At 56.5% G+C, this 19934-nt stretch carries 19 protein-coding genes and 1 pseudogene; 11 read left to right on the top strand and 9 right to left on the bottom strand.

What is annotated here, in order from left to right; translation table 11 throughout:
• Positions 1 to 150: 150 nt before the first annotated feature.
• Together AC2FGC_RS13420 and AC2FGC_RS13415 are read right to left on the bottom strand one after the other, a co-directional pair.
• Positions 151 to 1950 carry an ABCB family ABC transporter ATP-binding protein/permease gene (locus AC2FGC_RS13420; RefSeq protein ID WP_496723529.1) on the bottom strand — a complete coding sequence of 600 codons (1800 nt, stop codon included), beginning with the start codon at positions 1948 to 1950 and terminating at the stop codon, positions 151 to 153.
• Between the two features lie 79 nt (positions 1951 to 2029).
• Positions 2030 to 3361: a LysM peptidoglycan-binding domain-containing protein gene (locus tag AC2FGC_RS13415; protein WP_496782605.1), complete on the bottom strand. Its 1332-nt coding sequence runs from the start codon at positions 3359 to 3361 to the stop codon at positions 2030 to 2032.
• A gap of 126 nt (positions 3362 to 3487) precedes the next feature.
• Here AC2FGC_RS13415 and AC2FGC_RS13410 point away from each other — a divergent pair, with 126 nt between their 5' ends.
• The gene (locus AC2FGC_RS13410; protein ID WP_496723533.1) at positions 3488 to 4039 is read left to right on the top strand and encodes an LOG family protein; all 552 of its coding nucleotides are present in this window, start codon (positions 3488 to 3490) and stop codon (positions 4037 to 4039) included.
• 49 nt (positions 4040 to 4088) lie between these two features.
• Here the strand turns inward: AC2FGC_RS13410 and AC2FGC_RS13405 are convergent, their stop codons facing one another.
• Complete coding sequence (locus AC2FGC_RS13405) at positions 4089 to 4541, bottom strand: baeRF12 domain-containing protein (protein WP_496723535.1); 453 nt, start codon at positions 4539 to 4541, stop codon at positions 4089 to 4091.
• A 279-nt stretch (positions 4542 to 4820) separates the two neighbouring features.
• On the opposite strand from AC2FGC_RS13405, the pseudogene AC2FGC_RS13400 reads away from it, so the two are divergent.
• The 4 genes and pseudogenes from AC2FGC_RS13400 to AC2FGC_RS13385 all read left to right on the top strand — a co-directional run.
• A pseudogene (locus tag AC2FGC_RS13400) lies at positions 4821 to 5048 on the top strand (IS110 family transposase); the annotation flags it as partial.
• An 80-nt stretch (positions 5049 to 5128) separates the two neighbouring features.
• Positions 5129 to 5302: a hypothetical protein gene (locus tag AC2FGC_RS13395; RefSeq protein WP_496723885.1), complete on the top strand. Its 174-nt coding sequence runs from the start codon at positions 5129 to 5131 to the stop codon at positions 5300 to 5302.
• 290 nt (positions 5303 to 5592) lie between these two features.
• Positions 5593 to 6882, top strand: a complete 1290-nt coding sequence (locus AC2FGC_RS13390) for a M16 family metallopeptidase (protein ID WP_496782603.1) — start codon at positions 5593 to 5595, stop codon at positions 6880 to 6882.
• 1 nt (position 6883) lies between these two features.
• The gene (locus AC2FGC_RS13385) at positions 6884 to 8272 is read left to right on the top strand and encodes a hypothetical protein (protein WP_496723539.1); all 1389 of its coding nucleotides are present in this window, start codon (positions 6884 to 6886) and stop codon (positions 8270 to 8272) included.
• Between the two features lie 227 nt (positions 8273 to 8499).
• On the opposite strand, the gene AC2FGC_RS13380 is transcribed toward AC2FGC_RS13385, so the two are convergent.
• Complete coding sequence (locus AC2FGC_RS13380) at positions 8500 to 9411, bottom strand: LysR family transcriptional regulator (protein ID WP_496782601.1); 912 nt, start codon at positions 9409 to 9411, stop codon at positions 8500 to 8502.
• Positions 9412 to 9612: 201 nt separating this feature from the next.
• Here AC2FGC_RS13380 and AC2FGC_RS13375 point away from each other — a divergent pair, with 201 nt between their 5' ends.
• Positions 9613 to 10437 (top strand): tyrosine-protein phosphatase, encoded by an 825-nt coding sequence (locus tag AC2FGC_RS13375; RefSeq protein ID WP_496723543.1) that lies wholly within the window; start codon positions 9613 to 9615, stop codon positions 10435 to 10437.
• Between the two features lie 200 nt (positions 10438 to 10637).
• Here AC2FGC_RS13375 and AC2FGC_RS13370 read toward each other — a convergent pair whose 3' ends face one another.
• The gene (locus AC2FGC_RS13370; RefSeq protein WP_113789565.1) at positions 10638 to 11237 is read right to left on the bottom strand and encodes a superoxide dismutase; all 600 of its coding nucleotides are present in this window, start codon (positions 11235 to 11237) and stop codon (positions 10638 to 10640) included.
• A gap of 101 nt (positions 11238 to 11338) precedes the next feature.
• Between AC2FGC_RS13370 and AC2FGC_RS13365 the strand changes: the two genes are divergently transcribed.
• Both AC2FGC_RS13365 and AC2FGC_RS13360 read left to right on the top strand, forming a co-directional pair.
• A complete protein-coding gene (locus AC2FGC_RS13365; protein WP_496723545.1) occupies positions 11339 to 12100 on the top strand; it encodes an FkbM family methyltransferase in 762 nt (253 codons plus the stop codon).
• Positions 12101 to 12201: 101 nt separating this feature from the next.
• Complete coding sequence (locus AC2FGC_RS13360; protein WP_496723547.1) at positions 12202 to 12600, top strand: hypothetical protein; 399 nt, start codon at positions 12202 to 12204, stop codon at positions 12598 to 12600.
• Positions 12601 to 12642: 42 nt separating this feature from the next.
• Here AC2FGC_RS13360 and AC2FGC_RS13355 read toward each other — a convergent pair whose 3' ends face one another.
• The 3 genes from AC2FGC_RS13355 to AC2FGC_RS13345 are packed head-to-tail and all read right to left on the bottom strand — an operon-like array spanning position 12643 to position 16589.
• A complete protein-coding gene (locus AC2FGC_RS13355; protein WP_496723548.1) occupies positions 12643 to 13209 on the bottom strand; it encodes a sarcosine oxidase subunit gamma in 567 nt (188 codons plus the stop codon).
• Positions 13202 to 16216, bottom strand: a complete 3015-nt coding sequence (locus tag AC2FGC_RS13350) for a sarcosine oxidase subunit alpha family protein (RefSeq protein ID WP_496782598.1) — start codon at positions 16214 to 16216, stop codon at positions 13202 to 13204. The genes AC2FGC_RS13355 and AC2FGC_RS13350 overlap by 8 nt, the downstream gene beginning before the upstream one ends.
• Before the next feature lie 43 nt (positions 16217 to 16259).
• Positions 16260 to 16589, bottom strand: coding sequence for a sarcosine oxidase subunit delta (locus tag AC2FGC_RS13345; RefSeq protein ID WP_109311456.1), 330 nt, complete (start codon positions 16587 to 16589; stop codon positions 16260 to 16262).
• A 50-nt stretch (positions 16590 to 16639) separates the two neighbouring features.
• On the opposite strand from AC2FGC_RS13345, the gene AC2FGC_RS13340 reads away from it, so the two are divergent.
• Positions 16640 to 16801: a hypothetical protein gene (locus tag AC2FGC_RS13340; RefSeq protein WP_496782597.1), complete on the top strand. Its 162-nt coding sequence runs from the start codon at positions 16640 to 16642 to the stop codon at positions 16799 to 16801.
• 2 nt (positions 16802 to 16803) lie between these two features.
• Here the strand turns inward: AC2FGC_RS13340 and AC2FGC_RS13335 are convergent, their stop codons facing one another.
• Positions 16804 to 18048 carry a sarcosine oxidase subunit beta family protein gene (locus AC2FGC_RS13335; protein ID WP_108860433.1) on the bottom strand — a complete coding sequence of 415 codons (1245 nt, stop codon included), beginning with the start codon at positions 18046 to 18048 and terminating at the stop codon, positions 16804 to 16806.
• A 196-nt stretch (positions 18049 to 18244) separates the two neighbouring features.
• On the opposite strand from AC2FGC_RS13335, the gene ccmI reads away from it, so the two are divergent.
• Together ccmI and ruvX are read left to right on the top strand one after the other, a co-directional pair.
• Positions 18245 to 19471: a c-type cytochrome biogenesis protein CcmI gene (gene ccmI / locus AC2FGC_RS13330; RefSeq protein WP_496723555.1), complete on the top strand. Its 1227-nt coding sequence runs from the start codon at positions 18245 to 18247 to the stop codon at positions 19469 to 19471.
• On the top strand, positions 19468 to 19932 hold the full coding sequence (gene ruvX / locus AC2FGC_RS13325; protein ID WP_496782595.1) for a Holliday junction resolvase RuvX: 465 nt from the start codon (positions 19468 to 19470) through the stop codon (positions 19930 to 19932). The genes ccmI and ruvX overlap by 4 nt, the downstream gene beginning before the upstream one ends.
• Positions 19933 to 19934 lie beyond the last annotated feature (2 nt).

Below are 19934 nucleotides of genomic sequence, written 5' to 3'. Positions count from 1 at the left end.
CCTTTGATTAAGGTCCGGCCAAAGAACCTGGCACCGTGATTTTAGGTGATTTGTCACCAAGGAAAATGAACGTCAAATTAAACCTGCGGGAATGAACGCATTTTTGCAGTGCTGTTCTACCTGGTCTCTGGAATTACACAGGTGACCGGATCAGGCCGCGTCCGCTTGCTGGCGACTCCAGAGCTGCGCGTAACGGCCCGCGCGCTGCAAAAGCTGGTCATGGGTGCCTTGTTCAAGGATTTCTCCGCGTTCCAGAACAACAATGCGGTCCGCTTCGGCAATGGTGCTCAGGCGGTGCGCGATCGTCAGCACGGTCCGTCCCTCACCAGCCCGCGCCAATGCGTCCTTGATGTCCTGTTCGGTATCTGTGTCCAGCGCCGAGGTCGCCTCATCCAACAGCAGGATCGGCGGGTTCTTCAGAAGGGTGCGCGCAATGCCCACCCGTTGTTTCTCGCCACCCGACAGCTTCAAGCCCCGCTCTCCAACCTTGGTGTCATAGCCTTCTGGCAAGGTCACGATAAAGTCGTGGATCTGCGCAGCTTTGGCAGCAGCTTCGACATCTTCCTGAGTGGCCCCGTCCCGGCCATAAGCGATGTTGTAGCGGATGGTATCATTAAACAGCACAGTGTCCTGCGGCACGACGCCGATGGCTGCGTGCAGGCTGTTCAGGGTCACGTCGCGCACGTCCTGTCCGTCGATCTTCAACGCGCCCCCGGTGACATCGTAGAACCGGAACAGCAAGCGGCCTATCGTCGACTTACCCGAACCTGTGGCACCGACAATTGCAACAGTCTGGCCAGCAGGTACCGTCAGCGACACACCTTTGAGGATCTCGCGGTCCACATCATAACCAAAGCGCACATTGTCCAATGTCACCTCACCACCACTGACCACCAGACCTGGCGCGCCGGGCTTGTCCTGCACCTCGGTCGGTTGTTCCAGCAAGTCGAACATTTGACCCATGTCCACCAGCGATTGACGGATTTCCCGGTAGACAGTGCCCAGAAAGTTCAGCGGCACGGTGATCTGGATCATATAGGCGTTGACCATGACGAAATCGCCGACGGTCAGCGTTCCCTGTTGCACCCCCATGGCCGCCAGAACCATCACGCCGATCAGTCCGCAGGTGATCAGAAGGGACTGACCAAAATTCAGGAAGGCCAACGAATACGCCGTCTTAAGCGCTGCCCCGGCATAGGCTTTCATCGACACGTCGTACCGTGCCGCCTCGCGCGGTTCAGCATTGAAATACTTGACGGTTTCAAAGTTCAGCAGGCTGTCGATGGCACGTTGATTGGCCTCAGTATCCTGATCGTTCATTTCGCGGCGCAACTTCACGCGCCATTCCGTCACCGCAAAGGTGAACCAGATGTACAGCGCGATGGTGACAGCAACGACAACCAGATACCAGACGTCGAACAGCCACATCAGGATGATCGCGACCAACAGCAGTTCCAGGATCAGCGGACCAATCGAAAACAGCAAAAAGCGCAACAGGAATTCCACGCCTTTCACACCACGCTCGATAATCCGGCTAAGCCCTCCGGTGCGACGCGTCACGTGGTAACGCATGGATAGTTGGTGGATATGCTGGAACGTCTCCAACGCCAGCGCGCGCAAGGCCCGTTGCCCCACCGGAGCAAAGGCCGCATCGCGAAGCTGCTGGAAGCCGACGGTCATCATCCGCGCGACGCCATAAGCCACCGTCAGACCAATAGCACCCAACGCAAGCGGCGGTACGCCCTCACCCGCCAAACTATCAACTGCGCCCTTGTAAAGGATCGGAGTATAGACCGCGATCAGCTTGGCCAAAACAAGCATGCCCATGGCCAGCACGACGCGTCGTTTTACCCAAGGCTCGTCCTCGGGCCACATATAGGGCGCAACTTTCCGGATCGTGCGCCAGCCAGAGCTGCGTTCGTCGGACGTGGGCGTATCGGCTGATGTCATTGGCGCTGCTCGTCTCATCACGTACCTGATTTGCGGTCAGAGATAGACCGCCGGCCCACCAAGGGCCAGCGGCAATAGTTCATTCCGGGATGGTGAATATCTGACCGGGATAAATCAGGTCAGGATCGCGGATCGCGCCGCGGTTGGCCTCGAACAGTTTCACGTACAGGATACCATCACCGAACCGGTCGCGCGAAATGGCCCAAAGCGTGTCGCCTTCCTGCACGGTGACCGCGCGGATGGGGGGCGTATCTGGTTCGCCCTCGGGCTCATCCCTGGCCTCTGCCGCGCGCAGCACCTCTAGCGGTTCGCGCTTGAACGGGGTTTCCAGGCGGCTGACCACTGTACCATCCGAGGCGATTTCATCGACGCGCAATGTATATATACCGGGATCAATTCCCTCGAGTTCGCTGCGCCATTTACCATCATCAACCGGCGACAGATCATCGACAAGCTGGTTATCCAGATACAGGCGTACCGCAGACCCGTCCGGGACCCGGCCGGTAAGCTCTACGTCGCCAACGTCGGAATAGCCAATCGTGTCCAAAGCCACCTCGTCTGAGGCGTCGGTTTCGGCGGTTGGAGACTGAACCAACTCAACCCCGTCCTCGCCGGAACGCAGAATGGCAACTTGTTGATTTTCATTGCCTTCTTCAGCGGTTTCTTGTGCCGTCTCCTGGGGTTGATCCGCAGACGGTTCTGCGGGCGCATCCGCCGTTTCGACATCCCCGGTCGTCGCTTCATCTGTTGGCTCTGACGAGGGTGTGTCTTGCGCTCCTGCTGTTTCGTCGCCGGAGGGCGCAGCGTCACCCGTTTCGGCAGCGGCGACCTGCTCGGTCGTCGGTTCAGGTTCAGGTTCAGGTTCAGGCAAGGCTGCAATCAAATAGTCGTCCGAACGAACGGGTTGATCCTGGCCCGCAGTTTCCAACGTAAGCCCGCGCGCATCGTCTGAAAATGGAATCGAAAGGAACTCGGCAAACTGACCGGTGTTGTCGACGGTAAAGCTGTGCACTTGCTCACCATCCAGCAGGACACGAACATCCGTGCCTGGCTCTGCATTGCCAGAAAGAACGGTATTGCCGTCCGGCTCAACAAAGATCTGGTCCAGAGTCGGCGGCGCGACACCCGGGTCAGCCTCAGCCGTTTCCGTCGCCGGTGCAGTCTCGGAATCAGACGGATCAGCGGTTTCCGGTTCCTCAATTGCCGTGCTCTGATCCTTGGACGGGGTGGAAACCGAACTGGCCTCTTCCGTGGTTTGGACAGAGGTGTCTTGCTGCGGTGAAGCTTCCTGAGGACCCGTCCCGAAGACGCCGGACAGGTACAACCCGCCCGCCCCGACTAATGCAACGATGCCGGCAATCACCCCCCAGATGAAAGTACCGGAGCTTTCGCTTCCCGACTTGGAGTTCATTCTTTTCCTTTCGCTCCGCAGCGCAAGTGCTTTGAGCAAAACACATTCTGCCTAACGGTTGAGCCAATCTATCAATCCCGCTATCACGGGTCAAAACACCATATACAAGCCCGGAGAAGCCAACCCATGTCTCAGAAATCTGTCTGTGTGTATTGCGGGTCACGAAATGGCGCGAATCCGGCCTATTCCGACGCGGCGCAACACTTTGGAACCCTTTTGGCCAAAGAAGGCTGGCGGCTGGTCTACGGGGCCGGGGATGTGGGGCTAATGGGCGAGGTCGCACGGGCCGCTCAAGCCGCTGGTGGTGACACGTTCGGCGTCATCCCCGTGCACCTTCTGCAACGCGAAGTCGGCAAGACGGACCTGACCCGTTTCGTGGTCACCGAGACGATGCACGAGCGCAAGAAGGTCATGATCATGAACGCCGATGCGGTTATTGTCCTGCCCGGCGGCCCGGGGTCGCTGGATGAGTTGTTCGAGGCGCTCACCTGGCGGCAGCTGGGCCTGCACGACAAACCCATTCTGGTCATGAATGTGGATGGCTATTGGGATACGCTGCACGAGCTGTTGCAACAGGTCATCGGCCAAGGCTTTGCCGACGCATCGCTGTCGGATTTCATCACTTGGGTCGATGGCCCGGAGGCTGCAATGTCAACGCTCAGGAAAGTTCTGACTTAGGCTGACAGATGTACGGGCGGCCAGAACCGCCCGTTTGCCATCGTCAAATTCAAGTCGCCGGAGCAAGGCGCTGTCGCAGCACCTGTTCGACCTTATGCATCGGATGATTGGTCAGAGTTTTATCGACCTCGGCAACCACTTTACCCAGCACTTCGCTGTGCAACCGCCGACGCAACAACCCCAGAACATGCGGGCTGGCTACCAGGACCAATCGTTTATAGGCCCCTTTTAAACCCTTACGGTTTAACAGGTTGGCGACATCCTGCACGAACAGGGATTTCGCATGGGTTTTCCATTTGCTCTCTTCCACGGACGATTTCTGATGTGGCGCCGTGTCAAAACGACGACCGGCCCGGTCCGAAGGCTTGGTCCTTGGTCCGTCGCTTTCTTCTACGGATACGACAACCAGATTGGGATCTTCGGCGTCGGTGATATTCTCCATGAACAGCGCCTTTTCCCCGTCGGCGATTACAACCCATGTTCCCTGTGCAAGTTCGACCATTGTGTTCTCCTGTAATGGCGTATTTTTGGTCATCCCTCATGCGTCAGGCACAGCTTACCCGAGACGCGCCAAAGTCATTCAGCGCGGTGCCTGACGGTTTTCTTAGTGGTTTGCGGCTCTCTCCCTCCGCATACTTTAGCTAGGTATTGCGGGGCGGCGTACAATAGGTCTCAATTCGAAAGTTGACGTATAGGCAGGTTTTCTCCTGCGGCAGAGTTGCAGGGTCACGCCGGCACTGTCGAATAGCTTTTTGGCTAATGTCAGCTTGCGGGACGAAGCATGGGTATTTGGGCTAACCAGATTGATGGGTCTGCCAGTCAGTGTCGGATTGAATTTGGTTCTGCTTCGATGAGCCGGCACCTGTGTCATGGGCTTCGGGCCGCTGGTCTTGATGTGGTCTGGATGGAAACACGGCAAGTGAACGCGGCTCGTTCGGCGATGCGTAACAAGACCGACAAAACGCATGCGCGAGGGATTGCACAGGTATTGCGATCTAGGTGGTTCAGTAAATCTTTCATCGAGAGCCGCATGGCACACACGTTAAGAACACTATTGAGAAGCCGCCGGCTGTTCAAAGAAATGCATCGATGGCCGACGAAGTCCGCGGCTTGTTCAGGGTCTTCGGCCAGCAATTGCCGTCGCATGTTGATCAGGGGTCTTTCGACGAACGGGTCATACCATTGATCGAGGCAGATCCAGATCTCGCGCGTGCACTTCTGCCGCTCCTAGGTTCACGCGTGATGCTGTACAGAACCTACTGAGAGCTGGATCGCCGGGCAAAGCATACACTTCCCTCTTGATCTCTGGAGGATAACTGTCACTCGCTGCTGCTCTACGATGTATTACTTTTGGGTGATCTCTCCATAGAGAGCTAAGGTACGAGTTCCGCGCGTATTTAGTCTCGTGTCGAACACATTTCGGCAAGTTTTCAATTGGCGGCTTGAAATAGCAGCTCGTATCCCACAAGCATTTAGTAAATCACTGTCGCATTCGTTAAACGCCTGATGACGGACGTTTTTTTGGACTAAGTGACATAATTTGAAGGATTATGATGCGCACAGTCGTATTGTTTTTTTCGCTTGTCCTCTTGGTGTTTGCTGGAACTGCTCATGCTCAAGGCGTCACCCCTCTTTCTGAGAAAGGCGGATTATACGCAGCCTATTTGGTTCCGAGGGATGACTTCGACCGTGTGGACGTGCAGCTAATTGTTCTATCGGGAGCGTATGATGATCCGGAACCATCCGGTACAGCTCATCTAGCTGAGCATCTGGCTGCGTTTTCAGCGGACGCCACAATACTCAGAAAGCCCCGAGAGCGCGATATCTACGCGACAACGCATAACGTATCAACGGTGTACACGAATTCCGGCGTACCTTCTGACATAGAAATGTTGCTGCAGTTGTCTCGGGCCGTCCTTGACACGCCATCGCTGCCAGAAGGATTTGCGGAAAGCGAAATTGATATCGTACAGCGTGAAACATTTCTTCGTGAAAGGCAGTCTCCGCTTCGTTGGCTCAGAAGAATTGCACTTCAAAACCTCTATGGCACTTTGCGCGGCCGTGCAGACAACACCATTGAAGATCTTCCCAAATTGAACCTTGAGAAGGCCTATCAGTTTCACAAAACTCACTATACGCCGTCCAATGTGACGTTAATCGTGTCGGGAAAAATTGAACCTAGTAAAGCCGAAGAACTCGTTGCTCGTATATTTGGGGACACAGAACCTTCTGAGGCCCCTCAAAAACGCTGGTTAGACGACAAACCAGACCCTGAGGTTCGGTTTGTTGAACGCATTCGGTCGGACAAGTTGGCGCATGACACAATCCAGTTTGCGAAATTCGTGGACTTCGAAGATCGATCAACCAGCATCGAAATGCAGGGCGCATTTTTTATCGCCACCGATGTTTTGAACGAAAGGCTTTACAAGGCCCTGTACTATCAAGACGAGCGCGTTTTCAGCGTCGACGCTGACTGGTTTTTTGCCAAAAATGCTGATCTGGAACTTACCATAGATTTGCACCTAATGCCCGGCTTCAGCTTGGACGCGGCGCATAGCCATCTGACAGAAACTCTGGCCAATTTGTTGAACGAACCGATCACAAGGGATGAAATCAATCAAGCGTGCCGGATGCAGGTCGTTGGATCCAGAAATGCCGCGCGCCGGCCCACAGAGTTTCTATCATTCCTGTCGAATGTGGCTTCTGATGGTTTCCCCCCTCTCACACCGACTGTATTTGTCGACATCTTGAACGATACGACGGATCAGGACGTTATTGATTTTGCCGAAAAGGTCATCAAGCCATCAGCCACTTCGGTCGTGTTGGCCGAAAAAGCAGAGTAACATGCAAAAATTCAAAAGCCGGTTCTTTTCCTCTCTTTTATTGCTTCTCAGCCTGCTGTCAGCGCAGCAGGTCCGTGCAGAGCTGATCGCAACGACAGGCGATGCGAATATTGCTTATCTGAAGCCTCTGGAAAACGGCATTTCTGAGCTCACCTTGGTTTGGCCGATAGATCGACCGACGATAGAGCGGGTGGCCGCATTGGGTGCTGGTCTCTCAAGTGTAGTTTCAGGAGGAACATCAAGCCGTTCTTCCTACAAAATTGCTGAGTACAAGCAGTTGAAAGGGATCAAGCATTACGTCAAAACAAATCGCCGTAGTCTGATGCTCACGGTGACGGCGCCAAACGAAGTCTTTCCAGAGACCATCGTTCACCTCGAAAACCTCTTGCTTGAAGCGGAATACTCGGACGGCTGGTATGCAAGAGAGCTGCAGTATTCCAACTCTACCAAGTCTACCAGAACCAGGAGGCCAGAAGATGTTCTGAAGGAAGTGGCGCATTTTTTGGAGTACGAACCTGACGACGCAGATGCTGAGGTTGGGGATGGCGAATTTCGTTTTGGTCAGCCCATTCAGGCAATCCTAAGATCCGGAGACCAAGAAGTAGAACGCCGCACTCTTCGATTGGTCAGCAAGCTTCCGCGCCTGAAGGGAAAGTGGAATTTGCCTTTCGCAAAATGGGCTGAAGCGTTGATTGGCACGAATGAGGAAGATTTCAGCCTTCCGACGGGTGTCATTCACTTTGCCGATCCTGACTCTACCGAGATGCTGATCCTTTTTGTCAAAGCTGAAGAGTTTGAAGATGAGATTGACCAGGTTGGGACAAATGTCTTGGTGGATTACATCGGTGCCAATCAAGGATCCGAGATGTTTCGTATTATCCGCCAGGAATTGCGCGCGGCTTACGATCCACGCTCAGACTTCGTTGTCATGGGTAAGAAAAAGGCGATTATCTCGCTAAGCGCCACAGTTGAGGCCGTGAAGTGGCCCGAAGTCTATGAGAGAATAACGGACATTTACCAAAGTGTCCGCAGCGGGAAAATTGAACAAGAAGGTTTGGGGATTCAGTTCAGTCGGTTGGACCGGGCTTACTATCGCGATTTTTTTACTGAGCCTGTCTGGGGAGCGCGACAATACCTGCACGAATATCCCGAGGGCACTGACGGCACTATCGAAATGCCGCTTTTTAGCGCCTTTCAATCACTGTCATTGGAACAGACAGCAGCAAACTCGCAAGAGCTTTTGCCGCCTTTAGAAGATTTCCTCCTCATACTGATCGGAGGCGGAAGCTCACCTTCGGACATCTTGCCGTCAAAAGACTACTGTTCGCTGCCGAAAAGCACTTCCTTAAGGTTTTGCCTTGATGTGCTGCAGAATGCTGAGAACCTTTGACGACATGCGATAGCAGTCATTGTAGTTGGCCTTTTCAGAGCACTAGCCCCTGCAAAGCTCATTTGCAGCACAAAGCAGTCATAGGTGTTTAGTGCAACATTGTGCAAATTGGGCTCAGACCGGACTTGCGGCAGTACATAAGTTTGAAATGGCAGGTTTTCTGCCGATTCAATTCAGCTTTGCAGACAAACAGTGAATTCGCTGAATTTGCTTGAATGTCGGCATTGCTATCGCCTGCCAACCTGATGATCGCCAATCCAGGCGCGCTGATCCCAAGTTGTGATTTCACTCGTCAGCCACCTCATCACAGGCCCTTGGTTGGTCGCGTTTGTTGTGAGGAAATCCAACGTCCTCAGGATCGCGTTCTGCGCGAATTCGTACTCCAGGACCTTCAACTCGCCGCCTAAGATTTCTCGCTCCACCGAAACGACGGGCAACTCTGCCCAACCCAAGCCAGCTATCACAAGCGCCTTTCTGGTGATCGAAGTGCTTGAGATCCAAACGTCCGGGCTGAATATGCGGTCTCCAGCGACTGAGGCTTCTGAACTCGGTTCCACCGCTTGACGGTATTGGGACAGGTCTCTCCGCCCCACGGTCGCCAGTTTAGCCAGTGGGTGGTCAGCGTGACACACGGGCACCACCCTCTGAAACCCGACGCCCAGGCATCTGTAGCTTTGCGCCTCCTTGGGCGCCTCACATACGAAAGCAGCGTCCGCATCACCTGACTGAACTGCCTTGAGAACAGAAGCCCTCGAAAGCTGCTCCACACGGAGCTCTAAGCTTGGGAACCTATCGGCTGTGCCAGTTAACAGGCTTCGAACACGATCCACCAACAACCCATCTTCGACAAAGAAGGAAAACCTGGGCTCAATAGATCCGCTCAACGCTTCGGCTTGCCCTCGGAGCATGTCCATGCTGCTCAATACCGACCTTGCGTGCTTCAGTAATGACTCACCGGCATCCGTTAACACGGGTCGATAGCCATCTCTGTGGAATAGCGACAGATCCAGATCGATTTCCAGATTGGAGATCGTCGCGCTAATGGCAGATTGAGCTTTGCGCAGCTTTCGCGCAGCGGCCGAGAACGAACCACACTCAACAGCAGTGACAAAAGCGCGTAACTGCTCGATTTCGGGCATTCGTACCTCCATCCAAAAATCATATGGACTTTAACTTTCTATTTCTATCCTTCCTCTGATTAAAGAGCATCTGATCAAGAGATTTTTGCATTGAGGACAAACGGTATGAAAGCGCACTCCCCATTGAGCTTGGCAGCGGTAATTGCGTGCACATTCACTGGCGGAGCAGCGACCGCACAAACAACAGCCTGCAATACTGCTTTGGACATTGATCTGCCATCGGAGTGCGAAGACGTGAAAGTTACCCATCCGGTCGATGGGCTTGAGAATTTTCGCGAACTCACAACTCCTGATGCGGGGATCAGGCCCGGTGTGCTCTTTCGCTCGGATCAGTTGGATGGCCTTTCCGATGCCGCCATTGCCGAGCTGAATGGCCTCGCTATCGAGACCATCGTTGATTTGCGTACCCCGGAAGAACTGGAAACGCACCCAAACGCGCAGATTCCTTCGGTGGATTTCAACGCCAATCTGCCCATTGGCTCGGATCCAGCCGACATCGCCAAGATCATGCCCATCGAGATCGCGTCTCAAATCCGCCCAATGTGGTTTGACGGCAAGTTCGATGAGATCGACCAGATGCTTGCGGATCACGATGTCGACCTGCGCCAGATCAGGATTGACCGCTACCGGGACTTTGCGACCAAGTTTGATCCGCAGGTGTCCCGGTTCCTGCATCTGCTCACCGATGCGAACAACTTTCCGATGCTATTTCACTGCGCAGGCGGAAAGGACCGCACAGGATACATGGCGGCCGTCACCATGTTGACGTTAGGCTATTCCGAAGAGGATGTCGTGCGCGATTACCTGACCACCAATGCCTTCACCTACGACGAGCTCGAGCAACTGGTTGGCAAGGGCCCCCACTCGCTGCGCCCGGCCTTCGGTGCGCATCCGGAACAAATCACAGCCTCTCTTCAGGCGGTCAAGGATGCTCATGGCTCTTTTGACACTTATCGCCGCGATATTCTTGGCATCAGTGATAAGGAGGTGGAGGCGATCAGGCAAAACCTACTCGTGCAGAACTGAGGCGCTGACAAACGAAAAAAACGGTTTTCTAATTGCCGACAATCGTACGACCTGAAGCATCAGTTGCTTCGGGCTCGAAGCAGTCAATCGATGCGGATTGCAAAACGCAGCATCACCATCAAAAACAGCTATCTAAACAAGAAAGGACCTGCCAGCGTCACCGCCAACAGGCCCTTGAAAAACCCTTATTGGGTTAACAATCACATCCGCGATGCAACGTTTTCCCAGTTCACCAGATTGTCGAGGAAGTTCGACAGGTAAGCCGGACGCTTGTTGCGGAAATCGATGTAGTAGGAGTGCTCCCACACGTCGCAACCCAGCAACGCGGTTTGACCAAAGCACAGCGGGTTCACGCCGTTTTCAGTCTTGGTCACAGCCAACGAACCGTCTGCGTTCTTGACCAGCCACGCCCAGCCCGAGCCGAACTGACCGGCACCAGCAGCGCTGAACTGCGACTTGAACTCGTCAACCGAGCCAAAGCTTTCAGTCAGTGCTTTTTCAAGCTCACCGGGCATTGCGTTGCCGCCGGGCCCCATCATTTCCCAGAACTGGTTGTGGTTCCACAGCTGGCTGATGTTGTTGAAGATGCCGTTTTGCGCGACGGCGTTTGCGTCGTAGGTGCCAACGATGATCTCTTCCAGCGACTTGCCGTCCCACTCGGTACCAGCGATCAGCTTGTTGCCGTTGTCGACATAGGCCTTGTGGTGCAGGTCGTGGTGATATTCCAGTGTTTCCGCGGACATACCCTTGGCTGCCAGCGCGTCATGTGCATAAGGAAGATCAGGAAGTTCAAAAGCCATATCGGCCCCCTGTTAAAAATGTAAGTTGCGGTTCCCAAGGTTAAATGCTTTGGCAGCCGCCGCAGGTCAAGAGCCGAGACAAGAAAACCCGGAGGCAGGCGATGCTTACACAGGCGCGCAAGATGTTTTACCGCGCCCGCGGATACTATGCGGGCCAGCTAAATGGCGAGCCGTTTCGACTGGACCCATATCATTCGAAATTCTGGCGCAAGGTGTCAGATGGCAAGTGGGAGCCTGAAACCTTCGCGGTGCTCGACAGGTTTCTGTCGGCTGATCGGGATTATCTGGACATCGGTGCGTGGATTGGCCCCACGGTTCTGTACGGTGCCCGCCAAGCGCGGCACGTCTGGTGTTTCGAACCGGATCCGACGGCTTTTCGGCATTTGGCCTGGAACCTCGACCTGAACGACATCCGCAATGTTTCGGCCTTTGGCGTGGCGTTGTCGGATCAGTTCGGAGTGGCCCGCATTGCGTCGGTGCGCGGCGAGCCGGGCGATTCCACCAGCTCACTTTTGCATGACGGAACACATGGCAACGACGCTTTGACGATCGCATGGGACCAGTTCGAGGCCGCGAATGACCTGTCGGGTGTCTCGCTGGTCAAGATGGATATTGAGGGGGCTGAGTTTTTTGTACTGCCAACGATCCTGCCCTGGTTGAAACGGACGCGACCTACTCTCTACCTCTCGCTCCACTCGCCTCTTTTGGCTGAAGAGGACAGACACCAGCGGACCTCAGACCTGCTGAAAAGTCTCTCCTTTTACTCTGAAATTACTGACGAAACCGGGCGCCCGCTGGATGTTCAGAAAGCCCTCAGTCCAACGGAAATGACACGGTACCGTACGGTTTTGTTTACTGGCTAGAAGGCAGCCATGAGCCCTGTCGAAGTAGGTGTTTCCCCACTTGCAACCCAGGTGTGAGCTTGTTGAAGAGCTCCCACGGAATAGTTTGATGGGTAACCAAAATGAAAGCTTCGCTTACGGCGATTGCTGCGATGATTGTTTCCGCGCAATCAGCTTTAGCTGGTACCGACGAAAACAAATGTGAGATTACGAAGACGGACGGCCATAGCTGGATCGCGCCCGAGTATCACTTTCAGGTAGACACCAACACTCGTGAAGCCCAAGTTGTCAGCGGCCATCACGATTGGACCAGCGCCAAACTCAAAGTGAAAAACAGTGGCGAATACCGCATGTTTTGGAACGTCGACCTCCGGTCAAGCGAAGGGCAAAGCCTGCGTATGAAATATCAGGCAGATCTTAATTCAGCGAAAAACACGGTCAAAGTCCGCGCCAGTTTTGCGCACATAAGCGCTTCTAACAAGCCTTATGGTTCCGGAGTATGCAGCGTAACCACCGGGTAAAGAAAGCCCCGGTGTGGCCGGGGCTTTTCACTTCACTTCGGTTCAGTAAACCCCGACTTCGCTGCCGGGCTGCGCCGCAACTTTAAGCAGCTTGAACACGTAGTCTGCGGCCGACCGGAAACAGACAACACGGAAGGTATCGGCGTCATCCATCCAGAACGCCCCTGCCACCTGCGCCAGACGCGAACGGCGGATCTGGCCTGGCTGAAATGCCTCAGCCGACAGCTCCACCGGGGCAAGTTTGCCCAGCACCTCACGCGCATTGCTGCCCGAGATACGGAACACCGCGCGGGCGTCCGAGACGTTGACGGCCAACGCGTGTGCACCGCTCAGCGCGTTGGTCATGGTCGCCAGTTTGGCCTCAACCTCGGCGTAGGGAACAAGCACCAGTAATTCATCGGTGGACATCCAGCAAACGCCGGACTCACCGTCGACCAGAGCTTCGCGCTGACCGGGCATTTTTTGACCCGTTGCGTCCTTGACAGCCTTGGCCAACACCTTGTCGGACAGGTCGCCGCGCAGGGTAATCATGCCCTGCAGGCCACATTCCTGGACCTTGGCAATGCCATCATAGCTTGCGTGGTTCAGTGCGCTGATGGGTTCAGACATTCTGCTTCTCCCCGTCCTTGTCGAAGAAGATCGGGTCCACGATCTTAGCTTTGTAGGTTTTGCCATCGGTGCCCGGGAATTCGACGATCTCGCCCATGCGGTCTGGACCGTGCTTGATCAGACCCATGGCGATGCCTTTTCCGAGGTTGGCCGAGTAATATGTCGAGGTAACGCGTCCGATCATGTTACGCTGACCGTTGGCGTTGACGCCCTCACCGACTGCGTAAGCTCCGTCAGGGATGACAGAACCATCCACAGTCTCAAGACCAACCAGTTTCCAGCGGTCTGGATCGGCCATGTGGCTGCGCGAATGGGCGCGTTTACCGAGGTAGTCCTCTTTCTTTTTCGAGAGCGCCCAGTGCAGCCCCAGATCTTGCGGGATCACGGTGCCGTCGGTCTCGTCCCCGATCATGATAAAGCCCTTTTCAGCCCGCAGGATGTGCAGACACTCGGTGCCGTACGGCATCACTCCGAACTCTTTGCCTGCCTCCATCAGAGCGGTCCAGAAGGCTTGCCCCTGGCTGGCCGGGACCGAGATTTCGCAGCTCAGTTCACCTGAGAATGAAATCCGGTAGACACGGCAATCGAAACCACCGATCTGCCCATCCCGCCACTCCATGAATGGCAGCGCCTCAGCGCTGACATCCATGCCGCCCAGCTTTTCAAGCAGCTTGCGGGCATTGGGGCCGACCACTGCCACCTGAGCGTACTGCTCGGTCACATTGGCGACGTAGACTTTCCAGTCCCACCACTCGGTCTGCAGCCATTCTTCCATATGGGCATGGATGCGTTCGGCTCCGCCGGTGGTTGTGTGGCACAACCAGGTATCCTCGTCGATGCGGGCGACAACGCCATCATCGATCAGGAACCCGTTTTCCGAGCACATCAGGCCATAGCGACATTTGCCGATCTTCAGCGTGGACATCATGTTGGTGTACATCATGTCCAGGAATTTACCGGCATCGGGACCTTTGACGATCAGTTTGCCAAGTGTCGAGGCATCCAGCAGACCGAGATTATCACGTGTGTTCTTCACCTCGCGATTCACGGCGTCATGCACGGATTCGCCGGGTCGCACATAGGCATAGGTCCGGCGCCAGTGACCGACCGGTTCCCAATCGGCGCCGTTCTTGTCGTGCCAGTCATGCATCGGTGTCTGACGGATCGGCTGGAACACCTCACCCCGCGCTTCGCCGCCAATCGCACCCATCGAGATAGGGGTATACGGCGGGCGGAAGGTGGTGGTGCCAACCTTCGGAATTTCCGACTCCAACGCATCAGCAAGGATCGCCAGTCCGTTGATATTGCTCAACTTACCCTGATCCGTCGCCATGCCCAGCGTGGTGTACCGCTTGGTATGTTCGACGCTTTCATAGCCTTCGCGCGCGGCCAGTTGAACGTCCGAAACCTTGACGTCATTCTGGAAGTCCAGCCACGATTTCATGCGTAGCTGCACGTCGGCGTTGGCGGGCATCAACCAGACCGCTTCCATAGCAGCCTCTTGCGTGGTCTCACCAGCCGGAGCCTTAGTGTTTTTCGGCTTGAAGCCAGCCGCCTTGGCGGCCGCTTTGCCGGCGGCGTGCGCGTCAGTCAGAACATCACCCAGCGCCAGCGGACCATTTGAGGCGCCAGCGGCCACAACGAACCCTTCCCCATTCGCGCCCAGCGGAGGACGCGCGGGATCGGGGCGGAAATGTGCGTTCGCCTCGTCCCAGATCAGCTTGCCACCGCAATGCGACCACATGTGAACAACCGGAGACCAGCCGCCCGACATGGCAACCGCGTCGCACTCAACTTCTTCGCGAGCGCCACCGATGCCTTCCTGATTGCAGATCTCGACCTTCTTGACGCGCTTGCCGCCTTTGACTTTGGCAATGGCCTTGCCGGGGTCGACCCGAATACCAAGCTGTCGCGCCTCTTCAGCCAGTGGTCCGGCCGCAGCGCGCGCATCGATCACACGCAGAACATCGACACCTGCCCGTTTGAGGATGATCGCTGTGCGATAAGCGTCGTCATTGTTGGTCGCTACGATCACACGCTCGCCCGGGGTCACGCCCCAGTTCACCACATAGTCGCGCATGGCCGAAGCCAGCATGACGCCCGGAACATCGTTGCCCGCAAAGGACAGCGGGCGTTCGATGGCGCCTGTCGCAGCGACGACCTGCTTGGCCCGAATACGCCACAGGCGATGACGGGGACCTTGTGTGCCCGGTTTATGGTCGTTCAGACGCTCATACCCCAGCACATAACCATGGTCATAGACGCCCGCGCCCATGCAGCGGTTGCGCATGATAACGTTGTCCATTGTTTCCAGTTTGGAAACCAATTGTTCCACGAACTTATCCACAGGCTCATCATTGATGGTCCCGCCATCAACCGGAGCGCGCCCACCCCAATGCGCGGTTTGCTCGATCAGCAGAACCTTCGCACCGGTCTCGGCCGCCGCCTTGGCCGCTTGCAACCCGGCGACACCGCCACCGATCACCAGAACGTCGGTGAAGGCGTAGAAGTGCTCGTAGGTGTCTGCGTCGCGGTTGTCTTTGTCGGGTGCTTTACCCAGACCGGCCGACCGCCGGATGATCGGCTCATAGACGTGTTTCCAGAATGGCTTGGGGTGGATGAACGTCTTGTAGTAGAAGCCCGCTGGCAGGAACCGCGCCAGTGCAGTGTTCACCGCACCGATGTCGAATTCCAGGTTCGGCCAGTGGTTCTGTGAAATTGAGGTCAGGCCGTTGAACAGCTCGGTCGTGGTGGCGCGCTGGTTCGGCTCGAACCGGTTACCCTGCCCCAGGCCGACCAGCGCGTTCGGCTCTTCCGCGCCGCTGGCGACAACGCCACGCGGGCGGTGGTATTTGAACGACCGGCCCATCATCATCTGATCATTGGCCAGCAGGGCCGAGGCCAGCGTGTCCCCCTCGTACCCCTGCATCGAAGTGCCGTTGAAGGTGAATGTGACCTGTTTCGACCGGTCAATCAGCCGGCCTTGTTTTGCGAGACGGGTGCTCATGTTGCGGACCTTTCGCAGGCGGAATTAGGGATGGCAGCGCGGATCATTCGTACTCTCTCCACGTCCAGCCAGGGCGCTTTGCAGTGATTGCGTCCTTGAGTTCTTTCGGCGGCTCGGTGGTCTGGGCGGAATAGGTTCCGAACACTTCGAGCGTTTGTGTGCAGCGAGCGGCGTGGAACCACTTGCCGCAGCCGTTGCTGTGGCGCCAGCGTTCGAAATGAACGCCTTTGGGGTTTTCACGCATGAACAGGTAGTCGTGGAATTCGCCATCCGACGAGCCGGGACCGAAGCGTTTCAGATGCGCCTCACCTCCGGCGGACAGTTCAGATTCTTCGGCGTCGACGCCGCAATACGGGCAGTTCAGGATCAGCATGAGGCTACTCCTCGCTTGAATTCTTTGGACCACACGCCCAGATCGTAGGCATGGATATTTTGACCATTGTATTGACCGTAGTCGGCACGCTCGTCTTCTTTGGCCTGATCGCCTTTTTCATTTTCCGATCCGAGGAAAAGAAAACCATCAAACCAAGATCTGACGGCCCGAATAGTTCCGAAACCATTCATGGGGCACATTGGGGCGACTGACATCAGTGTGCCACCCCGGCCGCGACGCTTTCGTCGATGAAGCGGCCCTCTTTGAAGCGGTCCAGCGTAAAGGCTTCGGTCAGCGGTGAGTGACCTGTGGCCATCAGCTGCGCCATGCCCCATCCAGATCCGGGGATCGACTTGAAGCCACCCGTGCCCCAGCCACAATTGATAAAGCAGCCGCCCAAGGGCGTTTTTGACAGGATCGGAGACCGGTCGCCGGTCATGTCCACAATCCCGCCCCACTGGCGCAGCATCTTCAGGCGCGAGATCATCGGGAAGGTTTCGACCAGTGCGCGAACGGTTTCCTCGATATGATGGAAGCTGCCGCGCTGGGTGTAGTTGTTGAAGGCGTCAGTACCGCCGCCGATCACCATCTCACCCTTGTCGGACTGAGACATGTAACCATGCACGGTGTTGGCCATTACGACCACGTCCATGCAGGGCTTAATCGGCTCGGACACCAATGCCTGCAGCGCGATCGCCTCCAGCGGCAGACGGAAGCCCGCCATTTCGGCCAACTGTCCTGAATGGCCCGCAACCACCATGCCCAGCTTGTCACAGTCGATCGAACCTTTGGTGGTATCGACGCCAACAACGCGGCCGTTTTCGGACCGAACGCCTTTGACCTCGCATTGCTGGATGATGTCCATGCCCATCGCGGAACAGGCGCGGGCATAGCCCCACGCCACGGCGTCGTGACGCGCGGTACCTCCGCGTTCCTGCCACAATGCGCCCAGAACCGGATAGCGCGGACCGTCGATATTGATGATCGGTACCAGTTCCTTAACGCGCTCAGGGGTGATCCACTCGGTCTGAACACCTTGCAACGCGTTGGCATGAGCCGTGCGCTGATAGCCGCGAATTTCGTGCTGAGTCTGGGCCAGCATCATGACGCCACGGGGGCTGAACATGATGTTATAGTTCAGTTCCTGGCTCAGATCCTCGTACAGGCTGCGCGCTTTTTCGTAGATCGCTGCCGAAGGGTCCTGCAGATAGTTTGAGCGGATGATCGTCGTGTTACGACCGGTGTTACCACCGCCCAGCCAGCCTTTTTCGATCACGGCGACATTCTGGATGCCGTAGTTCTTACCCAGATAATAGGCCGTGGCCAGACCATGACCGCCCGCACCGACGATGATCACGTCGTATTTCTTCTTGGGTTCGGGCGAACGCCAGGCGCGTTCCCATCCGGTGTGATAGCGCAGCGCTTCGCGCGCTACAGCAAAGGCTGAATAGTGTTTCATAGGCGAATCCATCCGGTTCGGTGATTGCGCGAAGATATGCCGCGTAACGCCAGCGCGCCCCTGCCGTTCAACGCCGTAATATCGCACTATTGCGACATAGGCCCCATTATTGCGACACGAAGTCGGCCAGCGGCCATTTGTCCCTTTTGTCGGCCCGCAGAGAGGTCTAAGTCAGGGCAGCCAAATCGGAGAAACCATGTCGTTCTGGGTCCTGATCATCCTAACAGCTGCCGTGACTGCAGTGTTCCTGGGCTATTCCATCCTGCGAACGCGCGACGCACGCGAACCCGCAGCGGCCTATGACCTACGCGTTTATCGCGAACAGCTGGCGAGCGTCGACAAGGATCTGGCCCGAGGTGTCATCGGCGAAGCCGATGCCGAGCGTGTTCGCACCGAAATTTCGCGCCGTATTCTGGCCGCAGACGCCCAGATGCAGGCACGGTCGACCCGAGCGGGACCGCCACTTTGGGCTTCGGTCACCACTATCGCAGCCGTGGGTCTTATCCTGGTCGGCGGTGCGGCCTGGATGTACGACCGGATGGGCGCGGCGGGGCTACCGGACCAACCTCTGTCGCTGCGTATTGATCGAGCGGAAACCTTGCGCGCGGAACGCCCCAGCCAGGCTGAATTCGAGGCCACTACAACACCTGCGCCCTTGCCTCAGCTGGAAGAGAGTTATGCAGCGCTTTTGGAGCAGTTGCGTGAAACCGTTGAAGCGCGTCCCGATGACCTGCAAGGCCATGTTCTTTTGGCGCAACACGAGGCGAACGCAGGCAACTTTTCGGCCGCTTACAAGGCCCAGCAGCGCGTGATCGAATTGTCTGGCGACGCTGTCCCTGCAGACGCTTATTCGCATCTGGCCGAAATGATGATCTTGTCGGCGAGGGGATATGTATCCCCCGAAGCCGAAGCTGCATTGCGCGAAGCGTTAAAACGCGATCCGCGACATGGCCCGGCGCTGTATTACCTTGGCCAGATGATGGTGCAGGTCGGGCGCCCCGACATCGGGTATCGCATCTGGACCGACGCATTGCGCAACGCACCGGCCGGCGCGCCATGGGTCGACGCAATTCTGGCCCAACTGGATGAGCTGGCCTTTCGCGCAGGGGTGTTCAACGCGCCCGAGGTTTCGGCCCCCGCAGGACCCGGCCCAAGCCAGGATGACGTCGAGGCTGCCGCTGCGCTGACCCCGGAAGAACGACAAGAGATGATCCGAGGCATGGTTAATCAGCTCTCCGACCGGTTGGCCACCGAAGGAGGCGCGCCCGAGGATTGGGCCCGTCTGATCGCGGCACTGGGCGTTCTGGGCGAAGGACAGCGCGCCATCGACATCAGGAACGAAGCCATGGCGGTCTTTGCCGGAAACGCCGACGCGCTGGAGATCATCGACGCTGCCGCACTTCAGGCAGGTATTGCTCAATGATTTACGACGAGTTCGAAGACTTCGCCGCCGCATTGTCCCCTATGACTGCCCTGATGGGGTTGGATCTGGGCGAAAAGACCATCGGCGTGGCCGTGTCCGACCGGATGCGCGGCGTGGCCAGCCCGCTTGAGACCGTGCGACGCAAGAAATTCACCCTGGATTCGGCCCGATTGCTGGACATCATCGCGGACCGAGAGATTGGTGGTGTCGTACTCGGCCTGCCCAAAAACATGGACGGCACCGAAGGCCCCCGGTGCCAATCGACCCGCGCTTTTGCCCGAAATCTGTCACGTCTGACCGAAGTTTCGATCGGATTCTGGGATGAACGGCTCAGCACGGTAGCGGCAGAAAAGGCACTGCTTGAGGCGGATACGACACGAAAACGTCGCGGACAGGTTATCGATCACGTCGCGGCGGGCTATATTCTGCAAGGAGCGCTGGATAGGCTGCGCTTTCTTTAAGG

This window comes from Ruegeria sp. CDSC054 (assembly GCF_059610645.1).
Note: the sequence above shows the minus strand (reverse complement) of the source record. Positions and strands in the feature narration are given on the sequence as shown.